The 21,372-nt window shown below is 68.6% G+C and carries 23 protein-coding genes and 1 tRNA gene; 9 read left to right on the top strand and 15 right to left on the bottom strand.

Annotation, left to right across the window (positions count from 1 at the left end; genetic code table 11):
• The 3 genes from AX721_RS02590 to AX721_RS02600 form a co-directional block, all read right to left on the bottom strand.
• On the bottom strand, positions 1–426 hold a 426-nt coding region (locus tag AX721_RS02590; RefSeq protein ID WP_068874405.1), incomplete at its 3' end, for a hypothetical protein.
• A 16-nt stretch (positions 427–442) separates the two neighbouring features.
• Entirely contained in the window at positions 443–901 is a 459-nt protein-coding gene (locus tag AX721_RS02595; protein ID WP_068874407.1) for a hypothetical protein, read from the bottom strand.
• 149 nt (positions 902–1,050) lie between these two features.
• Positions 1,051–1,124 (bottom strand) — tRNA-Gly (locus AX721_RS02600).
• A 229-nt stretch (positions 1,125–1,353) separates the two neighbouring features.
• Between AX721_RS02600 and AX721_RS02605 the strand changes: the two genes are divergently transcribed.
• Positions 1,354–1,947, top strand: coding sequence for an HD domain-containing protein (locus tag AX721_RS02605; RefSeq protein WP_068874408.1), 594 nt, complete (start codon positions 1,354–1,356; stop codon positions 1,945–1,947).
• 18 nt (positions 1,948–1,965) lie between these two features.
• Here AX721_RS02605 and AX721_RS02610 read toward each other — a convergent pair whose 3' ends face one another.
• The 8 genes from AX721_RS02610 to AX721_RS02640 all read right to left on the bottom strand — a co-directional run bounded on the left by AX721_RS02610 (position 1,966) and on the right by AX721_RS02640 (position 10,954).
• Positions 1,966–2,886: a glycosyltransferase family 2 protein gene (locus tag AX721_RS02610; RefSeq protein ID WP_068874410.1), complete on the bottom strand. Its 921-nt coding sequence runs from the start codon at positions 2,884–2,886 to the stop codon at positions 1,966–1,968.
• The gene (gene thrS / locus AX721_RS02615) at positions 2,883–4,859 is read right to left on the bottom strand and encodes a threonine--tRNA ligase (protein WP_068874411.1); all 1,977 of its coding nucleotides are present in this window, start codon (positions 4,857–4,859) and stop codon (positions 2,883–2,885) included. Before thrS ends, AX721_RS02610 begins: the two co-directional genes overlap by 4 nt.
• A complete protein-coding gene (yidD, locus tag AX721_RS26655; RefSeq protein ID WP_082765608.1) occupies positions 4,856–5,125 on the bottom strand; it encodes a membrane protein insertion efficiency factor YidD in 270 nt (89 codons plus the stop codon). The genes thrS and yidD overlap by 4 nt, the downstream gene beginning before the upstream one ends.
• A 229-nt stretch (positions 5,126–5,354) precedes the next feature.
• Positions 5,355–5,645, bottom strand: a complete 291-nt coding sequence (locus AX721_RS02620) for a YciI family protein (protein WP_068874413.1) — start codon at positions 5,643–5,645, stop codon at positions 5,355–5,357.
• Positions 5,645–6,079: an iron-sulfur cluster assembly scaffold protein gene (locus tag AX721_RS02625; RefSeq protein WP_068874414.1), complete on the bottom strand. Its 435-nt coding sequence runs from the start codon at positions 6,077–6,079 to the stop codon at positions 5,645–5,647. The genes AX721_RS02620 and AX721_RS02625 overlap by 1 nt, the downstream gene beginning before the upstream one ends.
• Before the next feature lie 48 nt (positions 6,080–6,127).
• Complete coding sequence (locus tag AX721_RS02630; protein ID WP_068874415.1) at positions 6,128–7,360, bottom strand: cytochrome P450; 1,233 nt, start codon at positions 7,358–7,360, stop codon at positions 6,128–6,130.
• Between the two features lie 101 nt (positions 7,361–7,461).
• Positions 7,462–8,706 carry an aminotransferase class V-fold PLP-dependent enzyme gene (locus AX721_RS02635; RefSeq protein WP_068874416.1) on the bottom strand — a complete coding sequence of 415 codons (1,245 nt, stop codon included), beginning with the start codon at positions 8,704–8,706 and terminating at the stop codon, positions 7,462–7,464.
• Between the two features lie 13 nt (positions 8,707–8,719).
• A complete protein-coding gene (locus tag AX721_RS02640; protein WP_068874419.1) occupies positions 8,720–10,954 on the bottom strand; it encodes an arylsulfatase in 2,235 nt (744 codons plus the stop codon).
• Between the two features lie 130 nt (positions 10,955–11,084).
• Here AX721_RS02640 and AX721_RS02645 point away from each other — a divergent pair, with 130 nt between their 5' ends.
• The gene (locus AX721_RS02645) at positions 11,085–12,149 is read left to right on the top strand and encodes a sensor histidine kinase (RefSeq protein WP_068874421.1); all 1,065 of its coding nucleotides are present in this window, start codon (positions 11,085–11,087) and stop codon (positions 12,147–12,149) included.
• A gap of 48 nt (positions 12,150–12,197) precedes the next feature.
• Here AX721_RS02645 and AX721_RS02650 read toward each other — a convergent pair whose 3' ends face one another.
• Both AX721_RS02650 and cysS read right to left on the bottom strand, forming a co-directional pair.
• Complete coding sequence (locus AX721_RS02650) at positions 12,198–12,770, bottom strand: SRPBCC domain-containing protein (RefSeq protein WP_082765607.1); 573 nt, start codon at positions 12,768–12,770, stop codon at positions 12,198–12,200.
• On the bottom strand, positions 12,770–14,197 hold the full coding sequence (gene cysS, locus AX721_RS02655) for a cysteine--tRNA ligase (protein WP_068874423.1): 1,428 nt from the start codon (positions 14,195–14,197) through the stop codon (positions 12,770–12,772). Before cysS ends, AX721_RS02650 begins: the two co-directional genes overlap by 1 nt.
• A 166-nt stretch (positions 14,198–14,363) precedes the next feature.
• On the opposite strand from cysS, the gene folE reads away from it, so the two are divergent.
• The 4 genes from folE to AX721_RS02675 all read left to right on the top strand — a co-directional run bounded on the left by folE (position 14,364) and on the right by AX721_RS02675 (position 16,564).
• Positions 14,364–14,993 (top strand): GTP cyclohydrolase I FolE, encoded by a 630-nt coding sequence (gene folE / locus AX721_RS02660; protein ID WP_068874424.1) that lies wholly within the window; start codon positions 14,364–14,366, stop codon positions 14,991–14,993.
• A gap of 75 nt (positions 14,994–15,068) precedes the next feature.
• Positions 15,069–15,461: a phosphoribosyl-AMP cyclohydrolase gene (hisI, locus tag AX721_RS02665; protein ID WP_068874426.1), complete on the top strand. Its 393-nt coding sequence runs from the start codon at positions 15,069–15,071 to the stop codon at positions 15,459–15,461.
• Positions 15,458–16,087, top strand: coding sequence for a LysE family translocator (locus AX721_RS02670; protein ID WP_068874428.1), 630 nt, complete (start codon positions 15,458–15,460; stop codon positions 16,085–16,087). Before hisI ends, AX721_RS02670 begins: the two co-directional genes overlap by 4 nt.
• A 111-nt stretch (positions 16,088–16,198) precedes the next feature.
• Positions 16,199–16,564, top strand: coding sequence for a hypothetical protein (locus tag AX721_RS02675; RefSeq protein WP_068874430.1), 366 nt, complete (start codon positions 16,199–16,201; stop codon positions 16,562–16,564).
• Positions 16,565–16,571: 7 nt separating this feature from the next.
• Here the strand turns inward: AX721_RS02675 and AX721_RS02680 are convergent, their stop codons facing one another.
• Positions 16,572–18,233: an alkaline phosphatase gene (locus AX721_RS02680; RefSeq protein WP_068874431.1), complete on the bottom strand. Its 1,662-nt coding sequence runs from the start codon at positions 18,231–18,233 to the stop codon at positions 16,572–16,574.
• Positions 18,234–18,297: 64 nt separating this feature from the next.
• On the opposite strand from AX721_RS02680, the gene AX721_RS02685 reads away from it, so the two are divergent.
• Positions 18,298–18,615 (top strand): ferritin family protein, encoded by a 318-nt coding sequence (locus AX721_RS02685; RefSeq protein ID WP_068874432.1) that lies wholly within the window; start codon positions 18,298–18,300, stop codon positions 18,613–18,615.
• Positions 18,605–19,606 (top strand): RluA family pseudouridine synthase, encoded by a 1,002-nt coding sequence (locus tag AX721_RS02690; protein WP_082765606.1) that lies wholly within the window; start codon positions 18,605–18,607, stop codon positions 19,604–19,606. The genes AX721_RS02685 and AX721_RS02690 overlap by 11 nt, the downstream gene beginning before the upstream one ends.
• Positions 19,607–19,624: 18 nt before the next feature.
• Here AX721_RS02690 and AX721_RS02695 read toward each other — a convergent pair whose 3' ends face one another.
• A complete protein-coding gene (locus tag AX721_RS02695; protein ID WP_068874434.1) occupies positions 19,625–20,101 on the bottom strand; it encodes a VOC family protein in 477 nt (158 codons plus the stop codon).
• Positions 20,102–20,404: 303 nt separating this feature from the next.
• Here AX721_RS02695 and rpoH point away from each other — a divergent pair, with 303 nt between their 5' ends.
• Positions 20,405–21,292 carry an RNA polymerase sigma factor RpoH gene (gene rpoH, locus AX721_RS02700; protein ID WP_068874436.1) on the top strand — a complete coding sequence of 296 codons (888 nt, stop codon included), beginning with the start codon at positions 20,405–20,407 and terminating at the stop codon, positions 21,290–21,292.
• The last annotated feature ends 80 nt before the right edge of the window (positions 21,293–21,372 follow it).

Raw genomic sequence — 21,372 nt, forward strand, 5'->3', positions numbered from 1 at the left:
GGGGGTCCCTCTTCGACGCCGATCGGGGGTCCCTTTTGAACGCCGTTTGACAGCTTTGAGGCGAAGTTGACGGCAGCGGTCCACGACGCTCGGCGTATCGAAAGTGGTGTGGATGCCGTGGGCGAAGTCGTTGCGGATGCGCCGGACCAGCGTGAGGTCATGATGCTCGTCATCGGTAACGAACCCGAGCGCGAAGCAGGCTGAGATGCGTGAGCTGAACGTGCCGAGAGGCGCGTTCCCGGACGTCAGAAGGTCGTTGGCGACTTTGCCCTTCCGCATGGATGCGAGAAGTACGTCCTTGAGTTGCTCCTCCATGAATCCGGTGGAAATGAGCACCTTGCCGCGGTCACTCTCCTTGTGGAGCAGATCGAGATACGGCCAGAACCTCTCCAGGTGCGGGTATTCGGCGCTCATGTCCTTCTTCATCGGCACATCAAGAGTGTCAGTCTTCCTCTTCGACCCAGACGATGAAGGCCACTTCGCCGTTCAGACCAATTACCCCGCCGTCGAACGTCGCGTCCGAGATTCCATGCCAGCCAAATGAGCTGACCTTCGCGTAATCGTGCCAGCGTCCGTTCGAGAAGAAGCGTGCTTGCGGACCGAGACGCTCGACTCCCTTGGCGAAGGTATCAGCCACGCTTGGTGAAACGGCGCGACCGCGCGGCATGACCATGCTGTCGACGGCAAAGAAGGCAAGTGCATCACAGGCCTCGGCAGCGGAGAGCTCGACAAAGGCCGCCGCCGAAGGATCGACCGCGTATCCGGCCATCCGCGCGATGGCGGCGCCCTCCCCGCCGTCGGAAGCAAAGGGCATCTGCCCGAACCAGCTTCGAAGCGCTCCGTATCCGCCACGCCCGCGGGCGACCTCAACCAGCATCGCCGTGACGCGTTCCCAGCCCATCTGAATCCCTCGACCCCGCATGAACCTAAGCCCAAAAAGCTTACGGTCTAGGGCAACTCCTACGTTCGGCAGAGCACCCCGTGCGCGGTCATGGGCACGGACGCCTGACCAAAGCTGGATTCACAACGGTTTGAATTTTAACGAGAAATTGGAGCGGATGAAGGGAATCGAACCCTCGTCACTTGGTTGGGAACCAAGAGCTCTACCATTGAGCTACATCCGCGTTTTGCAGGCCGAGTTGCAAAACCTGCCAGGAAGAAAACGCACAACTAACTGAATTTATTCACGAAATTTCTTGACCGTTTGCTTGGGAAGCTGACGTTCTACCTCTGAACTACACCCGCGCGCGGCGGCCTTCATAGCGGCGACGGGCGCGTGGGCCAAGGCTTTGAATTGACTCGCTGTCGCAGGGCCGCACCATTTGGCGAAAACACGATAGGCGGAGGATCATCATGGCCGACGGGGCAACGCACGACCGGGCGACGTTCACGGCGATGACCGAGGGGACCGAGGCCGACTGGCAGGCCATCGTGCGCGCAGGCCAGGCCCACCGGGGCGAGCACGTCGACCGGATCCTCGGGCACCTCAAGCTGCTGGACAACGACTACGGCGGGTTCAACGTCGACCGGCTGGAGCACAGCCTGCAGACCGCCACGCGGGCGTTCCGCGCCGGGCAGGACGAGGAATACGTCGTCTGCGCGCTCTTGCACGACATCGGCGACATCCTGCTTCCGGCCAGCCACGCCGAGCTGGGGGCGGCCATCCTGAAGCCGTACATCTCGGATCAGAACCACTGGATGCTGGAGAAGCACGGCATCTTCCAGGGCTACTACTTCTTCCATCACCTGGGCCTGGACCGCGACATGCGCGAGGAATGGCGCGGGCATCCGTGGTTCGAATACACGGCCCAGTTCTGCCACCTCTACGACCAGAACTCGTTCGATCCGGCCTATGACAGCATGCCGCTGGAGGCCTTCGTGCCGATGATGCGACGGGTGATGGAGACCCCGAAACAGTCGATCTACCGCAAGCCGCAGGCCGCCTGACGGCGACCCGGCCTCGGCTCAGCGCCGCAGCAGCGGGCGGGCCACGGCGGCCAGGACGACCAGAGGGGTGAGGGCCCAGGCCGCGGCCTTCTGGCCGAACCCTTCGGCGCGCTTGCGGAAATAGCGGGCGAGGCCCACGCCCTTGTGGAACTCCACCTTCAGCGGGCTGGTCTGGCTGGTGCCGCCGATGTGGACCACCTCGGCCTTGGGGTGAAACAGCACCTCGCCGCCGGCCTGACGCACCCGCCAGCACAGATCGACATCCTCCACGTGGAGGAAGTAGCCCTCGTCGAAGCCGCCGACCCGGTCGAAGTCCTCACGGCGCATGCAGAAGCAGGCGCCGGAAATGGTCGGGGCCGGGACCGCGGCGTCCGGCAGGGTTTCCCCCTCCCAGTGCACCTCGTAGCGGGCCCAGGCGGGCGCCAGCCGGGCGAGGCCGCTCATGGACATCAGGGCGCTGAGCGGGGTGATCTCGCCCCGCCGAGCGCCCCGTTGCTCCGTCCCGTCGGCGTTCAGCACCCGCCCGCCGATCAGGCAGGGCGAAGCCCGGCCTTCGATCTCACGCGCCAGCGCCGCGACGCACCCCGGCTGAAGGAACGCGTCCGGGTTCAGGAAGACCAGCAGTTCGCCGCTGGCCGTCGCCGCGCCCAGATTGGCGCCGCGCGCGAAACCGATGTTGCCATGGCCGGTCTTCAGCACCACGCGCCGATTGCTCGCCGCCAGGGCGCGCAGGCGATCAGCGTCGGCCGGCGTCGAGCCGTTGTCCACCACCACCAGCTGGTCCACCAGCGGATCGGCCAGGACGCAGGCGAGACTCCGTTGCAGGGCCTCGCCGGTCATGTAGACCACCATGACGACGGAGACCGTGCGCCGCGCCGCCTGGAACCCGGGCGCGATCACGGCTTCGGCGGCGAGGACCGGCGCGGCGATGCTGTTCATCCAGCCTCCATCCCGCCAGCCCCCTGGCTGGCGTTCCCGACGCTCCCCGTGCGGGCAAGATCGGGCGGAGTCGCTTCCCTGGCAAGCAGGTTCGCGGCCTCGGCCAGCGTCAGGATCTGCTGGCCGTCGGATCCCAGGCGCCGGAGGGCGACCTTGCCCTCTTCCGCCTCACGCCGCCCGACGACGGCGATCACCGGCGTCTTGGCGAGGCTGTGCTCGCGGACCTTGTAGTTGATCTTCTCGTTGCGCAGGTCGGTCTCGACGCGCAGGCCCGCGGCGCGCAGCTGGGCGGCCGCCTTCAGCGCGAAATCGTCGGCGTCGGAGGTGATCGTGGCCACCACGACCTGCGTCGGGGCGAGCCACAGCGGGAAGGCGCCGGCGTAGTTCTCGATCATCACGCCGATGAAGCGCTCCATCGAGCCGCAGATCGCCCGGTGCAGCATCACCGGCCGCTGCTTGGAGCCGTCCTCGGCCACGTATTCGGCGTCCAGGCGCTCGGGCAGCACATAGTCCAGCTGAAGCGTCCCGCACTGCCAGGTGCGGCCGATGGCGTCCTTCAGGTGGAATTCCAGCTTGGGCCCGTAGAAGGCGCCCTCGTTGGGAAGCATCTCGACCCGCTCGATGCCGGCGTTCAGCGCGGCGCGTTCCAGCTTGGCCTCGGCCACGTCCCAGACGTCGTCCGTCCCGAAGCGCTCGTCGGGGCGCAGGGCGAGCTTCACGGCGTGCAGCTCCAGGCCGCAGTCGCGATAGACCTGCTCCAGAAGGCGGATGAACTTGGTGGATTCCGCCTCGATCTGGTCCTCGCGGCAGAAGATGTGCGCGTCGTCCTGGGTGAACGCCCGCACCCGGAAGATGCCATGCAGAGCGCCCGAGGGCTCGTAGCGGTGACAGGCGCCGAACTCGGCCATGCGCAGGGGCAGATCGCGATAGCTCTTCTGGCCGTGGTTGAAGATCTGCACGTGGCCGGGGCAGTTCATCGGCTTCACGGCCAGGGACTCGCCCTCCTCCGTCTCGCACGTGAACATGTTCTTGCCGAACTTCTGCCAGTGGCCGGAGCGTTCCCACAGCTCGCGGTCCATGATCTGGGGCGCCTTGACCTCGTGGTAGCCGTCGGCGTCGAGCATGCGGCGCATATAGGCCTCCACCGAGCGGTAGAGCTGCCAGCCCTTCGGGTGCCAGAAGATCATGCCCTTGGCCTCTTCCTGCATGTGGAAGAGATCCATGGCCTTGCCGATCTTGCGGTGGTCGCGCTTCTCGGCCTCCTCCAGGCGGTGGAGGTGTTCCTCGAGGTCCTTCTCGCTGGCCCACGCCGTGCCGTAGATGCGCTGGAGCATCGGGTTGCGATGATCGCCGCGCCAATAGGCGCCGGCCAGCTTCGTCAGCTTGAAGGCCTTGCCCGCCGCCTTGGTGGAGGGCAGGTGCGGGCCGCGGCACAGGTCCTTCCAGTTCCCCTGGCGATAGACGCTGACCTGTTCGCCGGCGGGGATGCCCTCGATGATCTGGGCCTTGTACTCCTCGCCGATCGAGCGGAAGTGGGCGATGGCCTCGTCCCGGTCCCAGACCTCGCGCTTGATGGGCTCGTCGCGGTCGACGATCTCCTTCATGCGCTGCTCGATCGTCGCCAGATCGTCCAGGCTGAACGGCTCATCGCGGGCGAAGTCGTAGTAGAAGCCGTCCTCGATCGCCGGGCCGATGGTCACCTGCGTGCCGGGGAACAGCTCCTGCACCGCCTCGGCCAGGATGTGGCTGACGTCGTGGCGGATCGTCTCGAGGGCCTCGGGGCTCTCCCGGGACAGGATCTCGAACTTGCCGCCGGCCTCCAACGGCCGGTCCACGTCCAGCAGTTCGCCGTCCAGCTTGATCAGGATGGCCTTCTTGGCCAGCGAGGAGGCGATGGAGGCCGCCACCTCCTTGCCCGTGACGCCGGCCTCGTACTGGCGTTTCGAGCCGTCGGGAAAAATCAGATCGATCATGTTTCACACTTCCAGTCGCGCGCCCGGCGCTCGGCCTTTGGACGCGGGGGCGGCGGCGGGTCGTATCCCGCGCCACCCCAAGGATGACATCGACACAGCCTGCGCACGGCGAGGATGGAGCCTCGCGCAGGGCCGTGCCCGATCAGGGCTTCAGCGGCATACTCCGAACAGGTCGGCGCAAACCGGCACTGCCGCCCGATCAGCGGCGAAAGCGTCAGCTTGTAGGCGCGTAAGAGCCCCCTGACGCATCTCTCGTAGAAGCTCATGCCGGCTGCGGTTTGCGAATGCGGACCCCGTGCCTACGCCGGGACCCCGAGAGGTTCAAGCCGCGCCGGCGGGAGTAGTTCGCGCAGGCGTCGTCGCGACCGGCCGCGGGACCGGGGCGAAGCGAGCGGCGATGTCCGTCGGGCGAACCATGGCGAACCAGCGTGGAAACGAGGCGCGCCGGATATCACAGGCGGCCCCGAAACGGAACCTTGCCGAGGCCCGCCGGCCTCAGCCCAGCGGGAGTTCGCGGATCTCGACGGTACCGCCGGCCTCGAAGACGGGATTGCCGGACAGGAGGCCGCGGGCTTCCTCGAGGTCCTTGGCGGTGACGCGGACGAAGCTCGAAATATGTGCGGTGGGCTCGGGCGCGGCGCCCGACTTCTTCACGCAATGCCCCTGGCCGATGGCGCTGCCGCCCTGGAAGACGCCCGCCTCGCGCAGTCGGGTCAAGTAGGGGTCCCAGTCCAGCCCGCCGTCGCCCGAGGCGTCGTCGTGATGGAGGAAGATGAAGTCCGGCATCAGGTTCTCCGCTCGACCGCGTTGCGCACCGCCTCCGCCGCCGCCTCGAAGGCAAGCAGGGTGGAGGTGTGGCGGGCGGGATAATCCTTCACCGGCGCCAGCAACGCCAGATCGCCGAAGCGCCCCTCCGGCGCCGGGCCGCCCGCCTTCAGCATGGAGCGGAACGCATCACGGGTGGCTTCGAGTTCCTCCAGGCTGGCGCCGATCACGTGCGCGCCCAGCACCGACGCCGCCGCCTGGCCCAGGGCGCAGGCCTTCACGTCCTGGGCGAAATCCGCCACACGGCCGTCCTCGACCCTCACGTCCACGACGATGCGGCTGCCGCACAGCTTGGAGACCTTTTCCGACGTGGCGTCCGGCGCGGCCAGCCGACCGGCGCGCGGCATCTCCGCCGCCAGTCGCAGAAGCTTCGCCGAATAGAGGTCGTCGATCATCCCCCCCTAGGTCGGCATGGCGAGGGGTCTTGTCAAACGGTTGCGGCGCTACGTCCGAACCGCCAGCTGCTCCATCCCGCGGAAGAACGGCAGGGTGCGCCAGGCGGGCGTCTCGTCCGGGTCGGCGAGCTGGAGGTCGGGGAAGCGTTCGAACAGCTTCACCAGGGCGACCTGGGCCTCGAGCCGGGCCAGGGGCGCGCCGATGCAGATGTGGGCGCCGCCGCCGAACGCCACGTGCGGCTTGTGCTTGCGGCTGACGTCGAAGACGTGCGGGTCCTCGTAGGCCTCGGGATCGCGGTTGGCGGCGCGCAGCGACACGGTCAACGCTTGGCCGGCCTTCAGAGGGCACCCGCCCACCTCCATGTCGCCTGAGGCGATCCGGCCGGTGATGTCCACGGGCGGCTCGAACCGCAGCACCTCCTCGACCACCGCATTGATGATCGAGGGGTCGGCCTTCAGCTTGGCCAGCTCGGAGGGGTTGAGCAGCAGCAGGCGCACGGCGTTGCCGATCAGGTCGGTGGTCGTGAGGTTGCCGCCCACCAGCAGGGCCGTCAGGTTGATGCGCAGTTCGTCGTCCGACAGGTCGGCGCCGCCCATCTGCAGCTGGACCATGTCGCTGATCAGGTCGTCCCCGGGCGCCGTCCGCCTCGCCTCGATCGCTTCGGTGAAATAGGCCCTGAGCGCGGCGTCGGCGGTCTCCATCGCCGCGGTCTGCTCGGGCGTGCGAAAGGGATTGAGCCCCTGGATGATGCCCTCGGACCATGCGCGGAATTCGACCAGCCGGTCGTGGTCGACGCCGAGGATCGAGGCGATAACGTCGATGGGGATCGGCACGCAGAAGCGGTCCATGAGGTCGAACGCGCGCTCGCCCTGCAGCCGGTCCAGGGTCTCGTCGACGATCCGCTCCACCTCCGGCCGGAACTTGGCGACGCGGGCGTAGAGGGCCTGCGCCAGGGGCTGGCGGACGCGGGCGTGGTCGGGGTCGTCCAGCATGAGGATGCTGGTCTGGCTGGTCCGCGGACGGCCGGGATCGTAGTCGGTAAGCAGCCGGCGCTGCAGATGGGCGCTTTCTTCGGCGTGGATCGGGTCGCGCCAGAGCTCGCGGTTGTTCACCACGGCGCGCACGTCGGCGTAGCGGCTCAGCACCAGGCTGCCCGAGACCGCGTCGCGGTGCGCGGGGCAGCGGGTGCGCAGGTCGTCCAGCATGGCGTGTGGATCGACGCGGTAGGTCTCGTTGAGCGGGGTCAGTTCGAAGATCGACGGGATGGGACGTTCGGTCATGGCCTGTTTCCTCGCGCGCCGGAGCGGTTCGCCCGCCTCTCAAAAAATGACGCCTCCGTCATCTTCCGCCCGAACGTTCGACGGCGCAACCCTCTGCCTCATCAGGCCTTGGCGATCTCCCGCAAGGCGGCGGCCAGGGCGTCCATCTGGGCCGGCGTGTTCACGAAGGACGGCGAGACGCGAATGCAGGCGCCCTTGGCGACGCCGATCCGCTCGACGGTGAAGATGCGGTAGCGGTCGAAGAGCAGCTTCTTGAGGGCGAGGTTGTCCTCGCGGCTGCTCCGGCCGGCGAGGCGGAAGGATGTGATGCCGGCGTGCAGCGCCGGGTCGTTGGGCGTCAGCACCTGGATGCGCGGCTGGTCCCGCACCGCCTCGGCCCAGCGGTCGCGCAGGTATCGGAGGCGCCGCGCCTTCGCCGGCAGGCCCACAGCCTCGTGGGCGTCGATCGCGTCGGGCACGGACAGCAGGGCGGCGAAGTTGAGCGTGCCCGTGTGCACCCGCGCGTCGATCCGCGGGCTGGGCCCCTCCAGGATCGAGACGTCGATGTCGGGGATCCGGTCCTTGCGGATGTAGACGAGACCCACGCCCACGGGCGCGCCGATCCATTTGTGCAGGCCCAGGCCCGCGAACTCGACTCCAAGGTCGCGCAGGGTGAATTCCGTCTGGCCCAGGGCATGGCCGCTGTCGAGCAGCACGTCCACGCCGCGGGCGCGGGCCAGGGTGACGATCTCCTTCACCGGCGGGATCAGCCCCGTGCGGTTGCTGAGGTGGGTCAGCAGCATCATCCGCACGTCGGGGTTGGCCTTCAGCGCCGCTTCGTAGGCGTCGATGACGTTCTGGCGGTCCGCCGGTTCGGGCAGGTCGATCCGCACGACGCGAACGCCGCGCAGCTTGCCCAGGGCCGCCATGCTGGTCTTCATGCTGTCGTAGTCGAGGTTGGCGTAGAGCACCGCATCGCCCGGCTTCAGCCGGTTGTAGCCGCCGATGAGGGTGACCATGGACTCGGTGCCGCCCCGGGTGAAAGCGATCTCGTCCGCGTCCACCTGCAGCAGCTTCGCGCACCGCGCCCGCACGGCCGCCATGTCGGCGTTGAAGGCGTCGCGGGCATAGATCGAGGTCTCGCGGTTCACCCGCGCGGTGTGCCGCTCGAAGGCCACCCGGGTCGAGCGGGCCATGGCGCCGAAGTAGCCGTTCTCCAGCTGGATCACGCCAGGCGGAGGCGCGTCGTACAGGGCCGCCACCCTGCTCCAGTGGGCTTCGTCATCGGCGCGGATCTCCGCGGCCAGGGCGCCGCCGGCGGGCGCGGCGGCCCCGGCGGCAAGGATGGCGCGGCGCGACAGATCCATGGGCGAACTCCGGCTACTGGCGCGCCATCTCGGCCTCTCCGACGGCGTCGCCGTCAAGCGTCTGATCGGCATCCATGACAACCGTTACCTTGCGCAGCGTCCCGGTGAACGAAAATGGAGCCGCGTAGTCCGCCACGGGGCTGCCCCGGTCCAGGCCGATGTCCAGGCCGGACCACGAAATCAGGGTCAGGAAGCCGGTGGTCGCCAGCCCCTCGCCCGCCGGCTGTCCGTCGATGGTGAGGGTGAAGGTGCGGTTCAGGCCCTCGCCCGTGGCGCGCGAGACCACGCCCAGGCTAGTGGCGCCCGCCGGGACAGGTCGGTCGGAAGTGACGGTGGTCTTCTGGCCGCCAATGTTCAGCGTGTGATGCAGGCGGCCGCCCTGCAGATAGAGGCTGTAGCCGCTGGTGGCGTCGCCGTGGGCCAGCAGCACGCCCTCCTCCCCGCCCTTCAGGCGCACGTCGGCCTCGATGCGGTAGGTCCGGGCGCGGACGTCCGGCGCCACGTCGGTGGGCAGGTGGCCCATGCCGGCGTGGAACACGAACTTGCGCCGCGCCCCATGGAAGCGGGCGGAGTTCTCGGCGAATCTCGGCCCGAACCGGTCGTCCAGCGGCAGGACCTTGTGCGCCTCGGCCTGCGCCCACCATTCATCGACGAGGGCGTTCAGCTTCGCCGGCTCCGTCTCGGCGAGGTCGTCGGTCTCGGAGAAGTCGCGGTCCAGGTGGAACAGCTCCCAGCGGTCGTCGTCGAACGGCGCGCCAGGCGGATGGAACGCCACCGCCTTCCAGCCGTCCTTCCAGAGGCCGCGGTGACCGAACATCTCGAAATACTGGGGGGCCTTGCGCGGCGGGGCGGCCGGATCGGTCAGGCTGGCGGCGAAGCTCTCCCCTTCCAGCGGCATCTGCGGCACGCCGTTCACGGTGGCAGGCGGCGCGATCCCGATCAGGTCCAGCAGGGTCGGGACCAGATCGCACGCGTGGGCGAAATGCGGCCGCACCTCGCCGCGGGCCGGAAGCCGGTTCGGCCACGAGATCACCAGCGGGTCGCGGATGCCGCCGCCGTGGGTGTTCTGCTTGTAGCGGCGCAGCGGCGTGTTCGACGCCATCGCCCAGCCGTGCGGGAAGTTGGAGTGGGTGTCGGGCCCGCCGATGTCGTCGATCCGGGCCAGCTTCTCCTCCATCGGCTCGCCGCGGAAGTTGAACGGGCCCATGGCGTTGACGAAGCCCAGCGGCCCGCCCTCCTGCGAGGCGCCATTGTCTGACATCACGATGATCAGGGTGTCGTCGCGCACGCCCGCGCGCTCCAGGAAGTCCACCAGGCGGCCGATGTTCTGGTCCGTGTGGTCCAGCATGGCGGCGAAGGCGCTCTGCAGACGGGTGAAGACCCGGCGCTCGTCGTCGGAATAGCTGTCCCAGGCGCGCACCCCGTCGTTACGGGGCGGCAGCCGGGTGTCGGGCGGCACGATGCCCATGGCCTTCTGGCGCGCCAGCCGCTGTTCGCGCTCAACGTCCCAGCCGTGCTCGAATAGGGCGTCGTAGCTGCGGATCAGGTCGGCGGGCGCCTGGTGCGGCGCATGGCAGGCGCCGGTCGCGAACCACAAAAGCCAGGGCGTGTCGGGCGCATCGGCGGTGTGGTCGGCGATGTAGCGGATGGCCTGGTCGGTCAGGTCCCCGGTGAGATGGTAGCCGGTCTGGAAGGTCCCCGGCGGCGTGATGGGCGTATTGTCCCGGACCAGCTCCGGGGCGTACTGGTCTGTCTCGGCGTCCATGAAGCCGTAGAAGCGATCGAACCCGCGACCCAGCGGCCATCCGTCGAACGGTCCCGACGGGCCGGTCTCGGTCAGGTTGGTGACGTGCCACTTGCCCAGCATGTAGTTCCGGTAGCCGTGCGGCCGCAGCATCTCGGGCAGGGTCCCGGCCTCCTTGGCGATCTTGCCGCGATAGCCCGGATAGCCGCTGTCGAAATTGGCCAGGCAGCCCACGCCCACCGAATGGTGGTTGCGCCCGGTCAGCAGCGCAGCCCGGGTCGTCGAGCACATGGCCGTGGTGTGGAAGCCGGCGTAGCGCACGCCCTCGGCCGCCAGCCGGTCGATGTTGGGCGTGCGGATCGGCGAGCCATAGCAGCCGAAATCCGAGAAGCCGACGTCGTCGAAGAGGATGACCAGGATGTTCGGCGCGCCCTTCGGCGGCTTCGGCGGGTCCGGCCACTCTGGGATCGAATCCGCCACCGTCCGCCCGATCCTGCCCGTCATACGCTTCGTCCCTCACCCGTCGCCGCCACCATGGCGAAGGCGAACCGACCCGCCAAGCGCGCTGGAGTTGCAGGCTTCCCCTGAGGCGTCGAGTAGCCGACACTCGAATCAGCACTGTCGGGGGTATGCGATGTCAGGGTTTTCCGACTCTCTCCGCGACTTCTTCGAGACCCAGACGCTGAGCCCGCACGGCATCTGCCTTCTGTGGCGGCCCGAGCTGATCTGGACCCATGCGATCTCCGACCTGCTGATCGGCTTGGCCTATTTCTCGATCCCGCTGGCGCTCGGGGTTTTCCTCTACCACCGCCGCGACGTGCGCTTCAGCTGGGCGGTCTGGATGTTCGTCGCCTTCATCCTGCTGTGCGGGATCACCCACTTCATGATGATCTGGACCCTCTGGACGCCCGTCTATGGCGTGGAAGCGCTGGTCAAGGCGGCGACCGCGACGGTCTCGCTGGCGACCGCGATCGCACTCTGGCCTCTGCTGCCGAAAGCCATCGCCCTGCCGTCCACCGCCAAGCTCCAGGCCGGCCTCGCCGAGCGCGACGCCGCGCTCGCGGGTCTGCGGGCCGCCATGGCCACCATGGTCGAGATGCGCGAGCACGAAGCCCGGCAGAAGCTCTTGCTGGACGAACTGAACCACCGGGTGAAGAACACCCTGGCCTCGGTCCAATCCGTGGCCGCCCAGACGCTCAACGAGACCAAGGGCATGGACGAGGCCCGACACCTGTTCCTCGACCGGCTGATGGCGCTCTCGGCCACGCACAATCTGCTGGTCAAGCGCGAGTGGGAGAGCGCCTCCCTGCACGAACTGATCGACGCGGCGCTCGCCCCGTACGGCCGCCCCTACGACTTCAGCGGCCCCGACGTTCAGCTCGACGCCAATCTCGCCGTCAGCCTGGGCATGGCCTTGCACGAGCTCGCCACCAATGCGGTGAAGCATGGCGCCTGGAGCGGCGAGGGCCGTGTCGACATCGCGATCACCGCCACCCAAAGCCGGCTCGACTTCGTCTGGCACGAGAGCGGCGGGCCCTCGGTCGCTCCGCCCGACCGAAGGGGCTTCGGCTCCCGCCTGCTGGAACGCGGCGTGGCGGCCGAGATGGGCGGCGACGTCACCCTGGACTTCGCGCCGGGCGGCCTGATCTGCATGATCAGCGCCCCGCTGTCGCCGCGACTGCGGGTGGAGGCGGCTTAGGCCGGAGGCCGCCGCGTCTTCCCCCGCTCAACGTGGGAAGCTGGGAGCCTAGGCTTTCCGCTTCGCCCACTCGGCTTCGGCGCGGGCCTTAAGCGCCTCGTTCATGGCCAGGAAGCCGCGGCGGACCGGGCCGCGCATGCGCCTGCCGAGCGAGGGCCCCATCAGCCCTCCGAAGATCTCGCCGTTGTCGACCACGCAGCCGCTTTCGGCCAGCGGGGTGATCTCGATGTAGCGCAGGGTCTTGATCAGACCGCCCAGGAACCTGAGCTCCCAGTGGAGCTGCTCGTTCGGCACCCAGTCGAGAATCCGCGGCTTGATCTCCTGGCGGTCCTGGCCGGGCAGCACGAGGTCCATGCTGAGCACGTTGCCGATCCGGATCTCGCCCTCGGCGCGCGGATAGGTGGGGTTCCACTCCGACCACCGGGCCAGGTCGTGAACGATCTCCCAGATCAGCTCGGCCGGCGCCTGGACGCCGATGCGATCTTCGACCCGGTAGCCGCTGGGCCCCTTGGGCGGCGGCGGCTTGCCCTCGGTCTTCAGGTTCAGGGTCTTGGGCCCAAGCGCGCCGCCTTTCCGCTGGAACGGCGCCGCCTTGAGCTCGGGGCCGGGCTTGAAAGGCATCAGGCCTGCTCCTTGATCCGCCAGGTGGCCCCGCTGGGGCCATCCATCACCTCGACGTTCAACGCCGCGAGCTCGCCGCGGATGCGGTCGGCCTCGGGCCAGTTCTTCGCCGCCCGCGCCGCCTGACGCTCGGCCAGCAGGCCCTCGACCCGGGTCTTCAGGCCGTCGTCGGCGCCGCTCTGGAACCAGCTCTGCGGATCGACCGTGAGGAAGCCCATGAGATTGCCCGCCTCGAGCAGCAGGCCGCGGCCGCTGGCGACGGCGCGGGCGTCCTTGGCCATCACCGCCGCCCGAACCTTATCGGCCAGCTGGAACATGGCGGCGAAGGCGCTGGGCGTGTTGAGGTCGTCGTGCAGGGCGTGACGGACGTTGGCGTGCTCGGCCGCGGCAGCCGCATTCTGCCAGCCGTCCGCCGCCGGCTCGCCGGCCAGGAACCGGCCGGCGTCGTCCAGCACCCGGTATAGCCGGTCCAGGGCGCTCTTGGCGCTCTCGATCAGGCCGTCGTTCCACTCCAGCGGCTGGCGGTAGTGGCCGCTGAGCAGGGCCCAGCGGATCGCCTCGCCCGGGTAGAGCTTGAGGAGGTCGTGCGCGAGGGCGACGTTGCCGACGCTCTTGCTCATCTTCTCCTCGCCCATGTTCAGGAAGCCGTTGTGCATCCAGACGTGGGCGTATTCGCGCCCGTGGCCGGCGCAGACGCCCTGGGCCAATTCGTTCTCATGGTGCGGGAAGACGAGGTCGATGCCGCCGCCGTGGATGTCGATGGGCAGGCCCAGCGCCTGCTCGATCATCGCCGAGCATTCGATGTGCCAGCCGGGACGCCCGGGTCCCCAGGGGCTCTCCCACTCGGGCTCGTTCTCCTTGGACGGTTTCCAGAGGACGAAGTCGGCGGGGTGGCGCTTGTAGGGGGCCACATCCACCCGGGCGCCGGCGATCATTTCGTCCATCGGCCGGCCGGAGAGCTTGCCGTAGTCGCTGAACGCCTGGGTGTCGAAGAGGACGTGACCCTCGGCGGCGTAGGCGCTGTTCTGATGGATCAGGTCGCCGATCATCTTCACGATGGCGTCCATGGTCTCGGTGACCCGCGGCTGGAACGTCGGCCGCAGGGCGCCCAGCGCCGCCGCATCGGCGTTGTAGGCGTCGAGATACCGGTCGGTGATCACCTGGATCGGCACGCCTTCCTCGGCAGCCTTCCTGTTGATCTTGTCGTCCACGTCCGTGACGTTGGCGGCATAGAGGACCGCGTTCTCGCCGTAGGCGTCGCGCAGCACGCGGAACAGCAGGTCGAAGACCACCACGGGCCGGAAATTGCCGATGTGGGCGAAGTTGTAGACCGTGGGCCCGCACACATACATCGTCACCCGGCTGGGATCCTTGGGTGCGAACGGCCGCTTCAAACGGCTCATGGTGTCGTAGAGGCTAAGGGTCATTGCTCACGGTGACGCTACGGACGGTTGCCCAGACGGGCCTTGCGCCCATATACAGATCGCCCGGACGCGAGGCCACTCAAGCCCCGTCCGAAGTGAAAGGGTGGCACGCGTAATCTCCGGAACCCTCGTTCCGGCGCAACTCAGCCCTGGAAAGAAACGCTCTCTCATGGACGCTCCTGCCCGCGACCGAACCCTGATCGGGTCCGACGATGGTAACCTTGAGCCCTTCAAGCGCCCGACCCGCGAAGAAGCGATGGAAGCGGTGCGCACCCTGATCGCCTGGGCCGGCGACGATCCGCGCCGCGAGGGCGTGATCGACACGCCGAAGCGGGTGGTCGACGCCTATGGCGAATGGTTCGAGGGCTACAACCTCGATCCCGCCAAGGAGCTGTCGCGCACCTTCGAGGACGTCCAGGGCTACGACGACATCGTCATGCTCCGCGACATCGAGGTCGAGAGCCACTGCGAGCACCACATGGCTCCCTTCCTGGGCAAGGCCTACGTGGCCTACATGCCGACGAACCGGGTGGTGGGCATCTCCAAGCTGGCCAAGGTGGTCGAGATCTTCGCCCGCCGTCTCCAGACCCAGGAGACTATGACCCAGCAGATCGCCGACGCCATCACCGACAGCCTGCGTCCCGCGGGCGTCGCCGTCCTGATCGACGCGGCGCACCAGTGCATGACCACGCGCGGCGTCCACCACCGTCACGTCTCCACGATCACCACCCAGTTCACCGGGGTCTTCAAGACCGACCCGACGCTGCGCCAGCGCTTCCTGGACTTCGTGAACCGGTAGACCGCATCCGCCTCACCCGGCGCCGGCGCGACGGGTGAGGTGACGCAGGCGGCCAGCGGCGCCATATGGTCTCCCATGACCGCGCCGCCAGCTTCCCCCGCCAACAATCCCCTCGAGACCGGCACGCGGCTGACCCCGCGCTATGACGCCGCCGGGCTGATCGCGGCCGTGGCGACCCACGCGGGCACCGGCGAGGTGCTGATGCTGGCCTGGATGAACGCCGAGGCGCTGGACAAGACCATGTCCACCGGAGAGGCCCACTATTTCAGCCGTTCGCGCCAGGAGCTCTGGCACAAGGGCGCCACCAGCGGCCAGGTGCAGGTGATCGAGGAGCTGCGCATCGACTGCGACCAGGACGCCGTCTGGCTCAAGGTCTGGCCCCAGGGCGACGGCGGCGCCTGCCACACGGGCGCGCGCTCGTGCTTCTATCGCACCATCGAGAACGGCAAGCTGGTGAAGCGGCCGTGACCGTCGTCCAAGCCTTGCTGGCCTTCGGCGTCGCCGCGGCCCTGCTGACCATCACGCCCGGGCTGGACACCGCCCTGGTCCTGCGCACGGCGGCGGTCGAGGGCGCGCGCCGCGCCGCGCTGGCCGCCGTCGGCATCGTCAGCGGTTGCCTGGCCTGGGGCGCGGCGGTGGCGTTGGGCCTGGGGGCTCTGCTGGACGCCTCGACCCTGGCGTTCAACATTCTGAAGTGGGCCGGCGCGGCCTATCTGGTCTGGCTCGGGATCGGCCTGATCCTGAAGCCGCGCGAGGGCTTCGACCTGTCCGCGCCCGCCGCGACCTACGCGGGGTCGGATGTCGCGTGGATGCGCCGCGGCTTCCTGACCAACCTGCTGAACCCCAAGGTCGGGGTGTTCTACGTCTCGTTCCTGCCCCAGTTCCTGCCGCACGACGCGCCCGCCGGGCCGTTCATCTTCCTGCTCGCGGTCCTACACGGGGTGATGGGCCTCGTCTGGTTCGCGGCCCTCATCGCCGCCACGCGCCCCTTGGCCAGCGCGCTCCAGCGCGCGTCCGTGGTCCGCTGGCTGGACCGGCTGACGGGCGGCGTGTTCCTGGCTTTCGGCCTCAAACTGGCCCTCGAGCGCCGCTGATCGCGAAAAGACCTGTGGATCAACCCTGCGCGGCAAGACACCGCTAACCGCGCCTGGGTTCAAATGCGGTCCGGACCGGCGGGAGAGGCGCCGGCCACGGCAGGGGTCAGTATGCTTTTCCTACTCAACGCGGTGGTCGTCAGGGTTCCCCTGAAGCTGGAGCTGCCCCGGGGCCTGGAGCCGCTCGTCTCGGCGCCCCCCGGGAGCGTCCTGACCGCCGGGGTCGAGCTGTACGCCAAGCATCCGCGTTTGGAGTACGATCGGCTGGATATTGCCCGCTGGTACTGCTGCCTGCTTCAGCTTCGCTTCCCGGACGCCGGCGCGGCGCGCTTCCAGGCCACGCCCCGAGGCTATGTGGGCGAGCTGGCCAATGTGGCCCTGCCCGATCTCGTCCAATTGCTGAGCCTGCAGGACCGCGGCGTGTCGATCACGCCGCAGGTCGACGACATCTGGGCCCGCATCAGCCAGCCGGCGTGACGCGCCGCTAGACCGCCTTCAGCGCCGACACGCCCGTGCCGTCCGGCGCGGCGACGAAGGCCTTCACCACCTTGGTCGTGAAATCCTTGGCCACGATGGTGGAGACGGCCACCATCTCGCCCTTCGCCTGGTCGCGGGTCAGGGTGAGCAGGACGAAGCCCTTCGACACCTGGTCGTTGAACACGACCTCGGGATTGGCGTCGGCGATGAGGTCGCCGGCGTTGATGCCCGGGCTGATTTCGCCCGCCCCGGGGCTGGTGATCCCGGTCGTGCCGAACTCGCAGGCCACGCGCTTGCCGGCCGCATCGTGCAGTTCGTTGGCCCAGAACGAGTGGCTGTCACCGCTGAGCACGATCGGCCGCGCCCTGGCCGCCTTGAACCGGTCGTACAGCCGCTCGCGGTCGGCGGGATAACCGTCCCACATGTCCAGGCCGACCGGGAGGCCCAGGCCCGCGGCGGCCTCGTAGCGGGCGACGCGGCGCTTCGACTCCTCGGGGATCGCGGCGTACTGCGCGGGGGTCAGCTGCTTGCTGGGGACCGCAGGCATGACGCGGGCCATCACCACCTCGTTGCCGATCACCTGCCAGGCGTGGCCGGCCTGCACCGAGCGGGTGAGCTCGGCACCGATCCAGGCTTCCTGCTTCGGGCCCATCATCCGGCGCCGGGGGTCGGCCAGCTTGGCCTTCAGCTTGGTCAGGTCGCGCTTGCCGTCGACTTCCGGCGCGTCGGCGTCGAGGCTGACCTGCTGGTCGCGGGCCGTCAGCCGGGTCTCGATCATGATCAGGCTGGCCAGGTCGCCGAAGTGGAAGCTGCGCATGGCCGCGTCGGCCAGGGCGCCGCCCGATGCCGGCTCGCGGATCGGCATCCATTCGAAATAGGCCTTCAGCGCCGCGGCCTTGCGCGCCGTCCAGTCACCCTCGGCGCCGGGCGTGTGGTTCTGGGCGCCATGCAGGAAGCTGTCGTTCGCCGTCTCGTGATCGTCCCACACCACCACCCAGGGCGCCTTGGCGTGGGCGGCCTGCAGGCCGGGGTCCGACTTGTACTGCGCGTGGCGGCGCCGGTAGTCATCGAGGCTGACGATCTCGCGCGGGGGGTCGTGCGGGCGCTCGCCCGCCACGGCCGAGTCCATCCCGTAGCTGCCCGGCCCGCCGTACTCGTAGATGTAGTCGCCCAGGTGCAGCACGGCGTCGACGCGCGGCAGGTCGGCGATCGCCTGATAGGCGTTGAAATAGCCGTTCGGGTAGAGCGAGCAGGACGCCACCGCCAGCACCACATCGTCGACTTTGCCTGCCGGCAGGGTGCGCGTGCGGCCCATGGGCGACTTCACGCCCAGCACCTCGAACTCGAAGGTGTAGGCGCGGCCCGCGTCCAGGCCGGTCGCGTCTATCTTGATCGTGTAGTCGCGTGCGGGGCCGGTCACGCCCTGACCGCTCTTGGCGCCGCCAGCGCGGCGGTCGACGGGGTTCAGGGTCCAGGTGAAGGGGACGTCCGCGCCGGGCTTGGACGGCGTCACCCGCGTCCACAGCACCACACGGTCCTGGGTCGGATCGCCCGACGCCACGCCGTGGTCGAACGCCACGGTGAACGCCATGGCGGAGCCTTGCGCCGCCGCAGGCGTTGCCGCTCCGAGGCCAAGCAGGGCCAGGGCCTTGCGCCGGTCGATCTTCATGGTCGTTGCTCCCCGCTTCCCGGCCCCGATATGACTGAGCCATACCACAGGAGCATGACAACCGATGTCCAGCGAAGTCCTCCACGTCGCCCGCGAGAAGCTGAGCCGCAAGACCATCGAGATGCACTATGCGATCACCTCGCTGATGGAGGAGTTCGAGGCCGTCGACTGGTATCGCCAGCGCGCCGACGACACCGAGGATCCGGAGCTGAAGGCCATCCTGCTGCACAACGCCCGCGAGGAGCTGGAGCACGCGGCCATGGTCCTGGAATGGATGCGCCGCAACGACGCCGAGGTGGGCGAGCAGCTCAAGGAATACCTGTTCAAGGAAGGTTCGATCACCCGGCACGAGGAAGGCGCCAGCGAGAAGCATGGCCTCTGAGCCCGACGACCCGGACCTGGAGGGCGAAGCCGACGAAGCGGGCGACGTCCGCCTCGTGAAGCTGGAGGCGGGCGGGCGCGTGGACAAGGCGCTGGCCGCCGCCCTGCCGGAGTTCAGCCGCGCCCGGCTGCAGGCGCTGATCGCCGGGGGCCGCGTCAGCCGCGACGGCCTCGCCGTGACCGATGGCTCCGCCAAGGCCCAGGCTGGCGACTACCGGCTGGAGATCCCGCCGCCGGTGGCCGCCGAGCCACAGCCCGAGGACATCCCGCTCCGGGTGCTGTTCGAGGACGCGCACCTCATCGTAGTCGACAAGCCCCCGGGCATGGCGATGCACCCGGCCCCCGGCAGCGAGACCGGCACCCTGGTCAACGCGCTGCTCCACCACTGCGGCGCCAGCTTGTCGGGCATCGGCGGGGTGGCCCGGCCGGGCATCGTCCACCGGATCGACAAGGAGACCTCGGGCGTCGTGGTGGCCGCCAAGACCGACGCGGCGCACCAGGGTCTCTCCGCCCTGTTCGCCGCGCACGACATCGACCGCATGTACGTGGCCCTGACCCGCGGCGCGCCCTCGCCGATCAAGGGGACCATCGAAGGCGCCATCGCCCGCTCCGCCGCCGACCGCAAGAAGATGGCGCTGGTGAAGACCGGCGGCCGCCACGCCATCACCCACTACACCGTCGCCCGGGTGTTCGGCCCGCCGGAAAAGCCGCTGGCCGCGCGCGTGGCGTGCCGCCTGGAGACGGGCCGGACCCACCAGATCCGCGTCCACCTGGCCAGCAAGGGGGCCCCCTGCCTCGGCGATCCCGTGTACGGCTCCGGCAGCCCGTCGCAGCCCGTGAAGGAGGCCATCGCCGCGGCGGGCCTGAAGCGCCAGGCGCTGCACGCGGCCGTCCTGGGCTTCGTGCATCCGATCACGGGCGAGACCGTGCGCTTCGAAAGCCCCCTGCCCGCCGACATGGCGCGGCTGGAGGACTTGCTGGCCCGGTTGTGATCGGGCGGTGGCTTCAGCCTATCCCCTCGCCGCCGCCTCCAGCTGGGCGATGTCCATCTTGACCATCTGCATCATCGCCGCCGCCACGCGGTTCGCGGAGTCGCGGTCGGGGCTGGCCATCAGCTTCGCGAGCTGCTTCGGCACCACTTGCCACGACAGGCCGAAGCGGTCCTTCAGCCAGCCGCACTGGCTCTCCACGCCGCCGTCGGCGAGCAGGGCGTTCCAGTAGCGGTCGAGCTCGGCCTGGGTGTCCACCTCGATCTGGAAGGAGATCGCCTCGCTGAAGGTGAACTGCGGGCCGCCGTTGAGGCCGGTGAAGGGCTTGCCGTCCAGTTCGAACGCCACGACCAGCACCTCGCCGGCGCGGTCGCCCGGCAGGTTCTCGGGATAGCGGGAGACGTCGGTGATCTTCGAGTTCGGGAACACGCCGCAATAGAATTTGGCGGCGGCCTCCGCGTCGCGGTCGAACCATAGGCAGGGCGTGAGGTTCGGCATGGGAACAATCCTTTCCATATGCAGGTTTCCTGACCCAAGGACGCGCCGGAAAGCCGGATTCCGACAGGGTCCGCCAAACTTTCGTATGCAGCTCCGCTATCGAACGCATGAGAAACGGCGCCTTGTTGGCGCCATGCTCGGGGCGTAGAAAGCCCCACTAGAGAAGTCGGACATTCGAGCCGCCCTCCCAGCGATCTTCCGCAAGCGCCACCGCATACCTATCTAGGGGACAAGGGGGCGACGAAGGTCGAAGCGCGGAGCCGCGCGGCAGCTCGAAGTCCCGGAGAGTAAAGGGGATTTTTCATGGCCGTGAACGCGCTCGCCGTGATGTCGCCGGAAGGCGGCCTCAGCCGGTACCTCAGTGAAATTCGCAAGTTCCCCATGCTGCCCAAGGACGAGGAGTTCATGCTGGCCAAGCGCTGGCAGGAGCACCAGGACGCCGAGGCGGCCCACAAGATGGTCACCAGCCACCTGCGTCTCGTGGCGAAGATCGCCATGGGCTATCGCGGCTACGGCCTGCCGATCGGCGAGGTGATCTCCGAGGGCAACGTGGGCCTGATGCAGGCGGTGAAGAAGTTCGACCCGGACAAGGGTTTCCGCCTGGCGACCTACGCCATGTGGTGGATCCGCGCCTCGATCCAGGAATACATCCTGCGGTCCTGGTCGCTGGTGAAGATGGGCACGACCGCCGCGCAGAAGAAGCTGTTCTTCAACCTGCGCAAGGCCAAGTCCGAGATCGAGGCTCTGCAGGAGGGCGACCTTCGCCCCGACCAGGTCAGCCAGATCGCCACCAAGCTGGGCGTGCTGGACGAGGAAGTCGTCTCGATGAACCGGCGGCTGGCGGGCGGCGACGCCTCGCTGAACTCGCCGATGCGCGCCGACAGCGAGAGCGAATGGCAGGACTGGCTGGTCGACACCGACACGCCCTCCCAGGAATCGGTCGTGGCCGACACCCAGGAGATGAACGTCCGCATGAGCCTGCTCGAGGCGGCGATGACGGAGCTCTCGGACCGCGAGCGCCACATCCTCACCGAACGCCGGCTGAAGGACGAGCCAACGACCCTGGAGGAGCTCGCCTCGGAGTACGGCGTCAGCCGCGAGCGGGTGCGCCAGATCGAGGTCCGAGCCTTCGAGAAGCTGCAGAAGTCCATGCGGGCGGCGGCGATGGAAAAGAACCTGGTCGACGCCTGAGGCGCCTGACCTTTCTCTGAAGATGCGGCGGCCGGGGCGACCCGGCCGCCTTTTTCTTGCGTGGACCTGTCTTGACACCG

The sequence above is a fragment of the Phenylobacterium sp. CCH9-H3 genome, assembly GCF_001557235.1.
Classification (GTDB): domain Bacteria; phylum Pseudomonadota; class Alphaproteobacteria; order Caulobacterales; family Caulobacteraceae; genus Phenylobacterium.

What these genes read in the sequence shown, in the direction of transcription:
- yidD (WP_082765608.1), bottom strand. Translation starts at nt 5,125, where the DNA reads ATGAGCTTCTACGAGAGATGCGTCAGGGGGCTCTTACGCGCCTACAAG.
- AX721_RS02640 (WP_068874419.1), bottom strand. Translation starts at nt 10,954, where the DNA reads ATGACGGGCAGGATCGGGCGGACGGTGGCGGATTCGATCCCAGAGTGG.
- AX721_RS02675 (WP_068874430.1), top strand. Translation starts at nt 16,199, where the DNA reads ATGCTTTTCCTACTCAACGCGGTGGTCGTCAGGGTTCCCCTGAAGCTG.
- AX721_RS02610 (WP_068874410.1), bottom strand. Translation starts at nt 2,886, where the DNA reads ATGAACAGCATCGCCGCGCCGGTCCTCGCCGCCGAAGCCGTGATCGCG.
- rpoH (WP_068874436.1), top strand. Translation starts at nt 20,405, where the DNA reads ATGGCCGTGAACGCGCTCGCCGTGATGTCGCCGGAAGGCGGCCTCAGC.
- thrS (WP_068874411.1), bottom strand. Translation starts at nt 4,859, where the DNA reads ATGATCGATCTGATTTTTCCCGACGGCTCGAAACGCCAGTACGAGGCC.
- AX721_RS02620 (WP_068874413.1), bottom strand. Translation starts at nt 5,645, where the DNA reads ATGCCGGACTTCATCTTCCTCCATCACGACGACGCCTCGGGCGACGGC.
- AX721_RS02690 (WP_082765606.1), top strand. Translation starts at nt 18,605, where the DNA reads ATGGCCTCTGAGCCCGACGACCCGGACCTGGAGGGCGAAGCCGACGAA.
- AX721_RS02650 (WP_082765607.1), bottom strand. Translation starts at nt 12,770, where the DNA reads ATGCCTTTCAAGCCCGGCCCCGAGCTCAAGGCGGCGCCGTTCCAGCGG.
- AX721_RS02645 (WP_068874421.1), top strand. Translation starts at nt 11,085, where the DNA reads ATGTCAGGGTTTTCCGACTCTCTCCGCGACTTCTTCGAGACCCAGACG.
- AX721_RS02595 (WP_068874407.1), bottom strand. Translation starts at nt 901, where the DNA reads ATGGGCTGGGAACGCGTCACGGCGATGCTGGTTGAGGTCGCCCGCGGG.
- AX721_RS02605 (WP_068874408.1), top strand. Translation starts at nt 1,354, where the DNA reads ATGGCCGACGGGGCAACGCACGACCGGGCGACGTTCACGGCGATGACC.
- AX721_RS02635 (WP_068874416.1), bottom strand. Translation starts at nt 8,706, where the DNA reads ATGGATCTGTCGCGCCGCGCCATCCTTGCCGCCGGGGCCGCCGCGCCC.
- AX721_RS02680 (WP_068874431.1), bottom strand. Translation starts at nt 18,233, where the DNA reads ATGAAGATCGACCGGCGCAAGGCCCTGGCCCTGCTTGGCCTCGGAGCG.
- AX721_RS02695 (WP_068874434.1), bottom strand. Translation starts at nt 20,101, where the DNA reads ATGCCGAACCTCACGCCCTGCCTATGGTTCGACCGCGACGCGGAGGCC.
- AX721_RS02685 (WP_068874432.1), top strand. Translation starts at nt 18,298, where the DNA reads ATGTCCAGCGAAGTCCTCCACGTCGCCCGCGAGAAGCTGAGCCGCAAG.
- folE (WP_068874424.1), top strand. Translation starts at nt 14,364, where the DNA reads ATGGACGCTCCTGCCCGCGACCGAACCCTGATCGGGTCCGACGATGGT.
- cysS (WP_068874423.1), bottom strand. Translation starts at nt 14,197, where the DNA reads ATGACCCTTAGCCTCTACGACACCATGAGCCGTTTGAAGCGGCCGTTC.
- hisI (WP_068874426.1), top strand. Translation starts at nt 15,069, where the DNA reads ATGACCGCGCCGCCAGCTTCCCCCGCCAACAATCCCCTCGAGACCGGC.
- AX721_RS02625 (WP_068874414.1), bottom strand. Translation starts at nt 6,079, where the DNA reads ATGATCGACGACCTCTATTCGGCGAAGCTTCTGCGACTGGCGGCGGAG.
- AX721_RS02630 (WP_068874415.1), bottom strand. Translation starts at nt 7,360, where the DNA reads ATGACCGAACGTCCCATCCCGTCGATCTTCGAACTGACCCCGCTCAAC.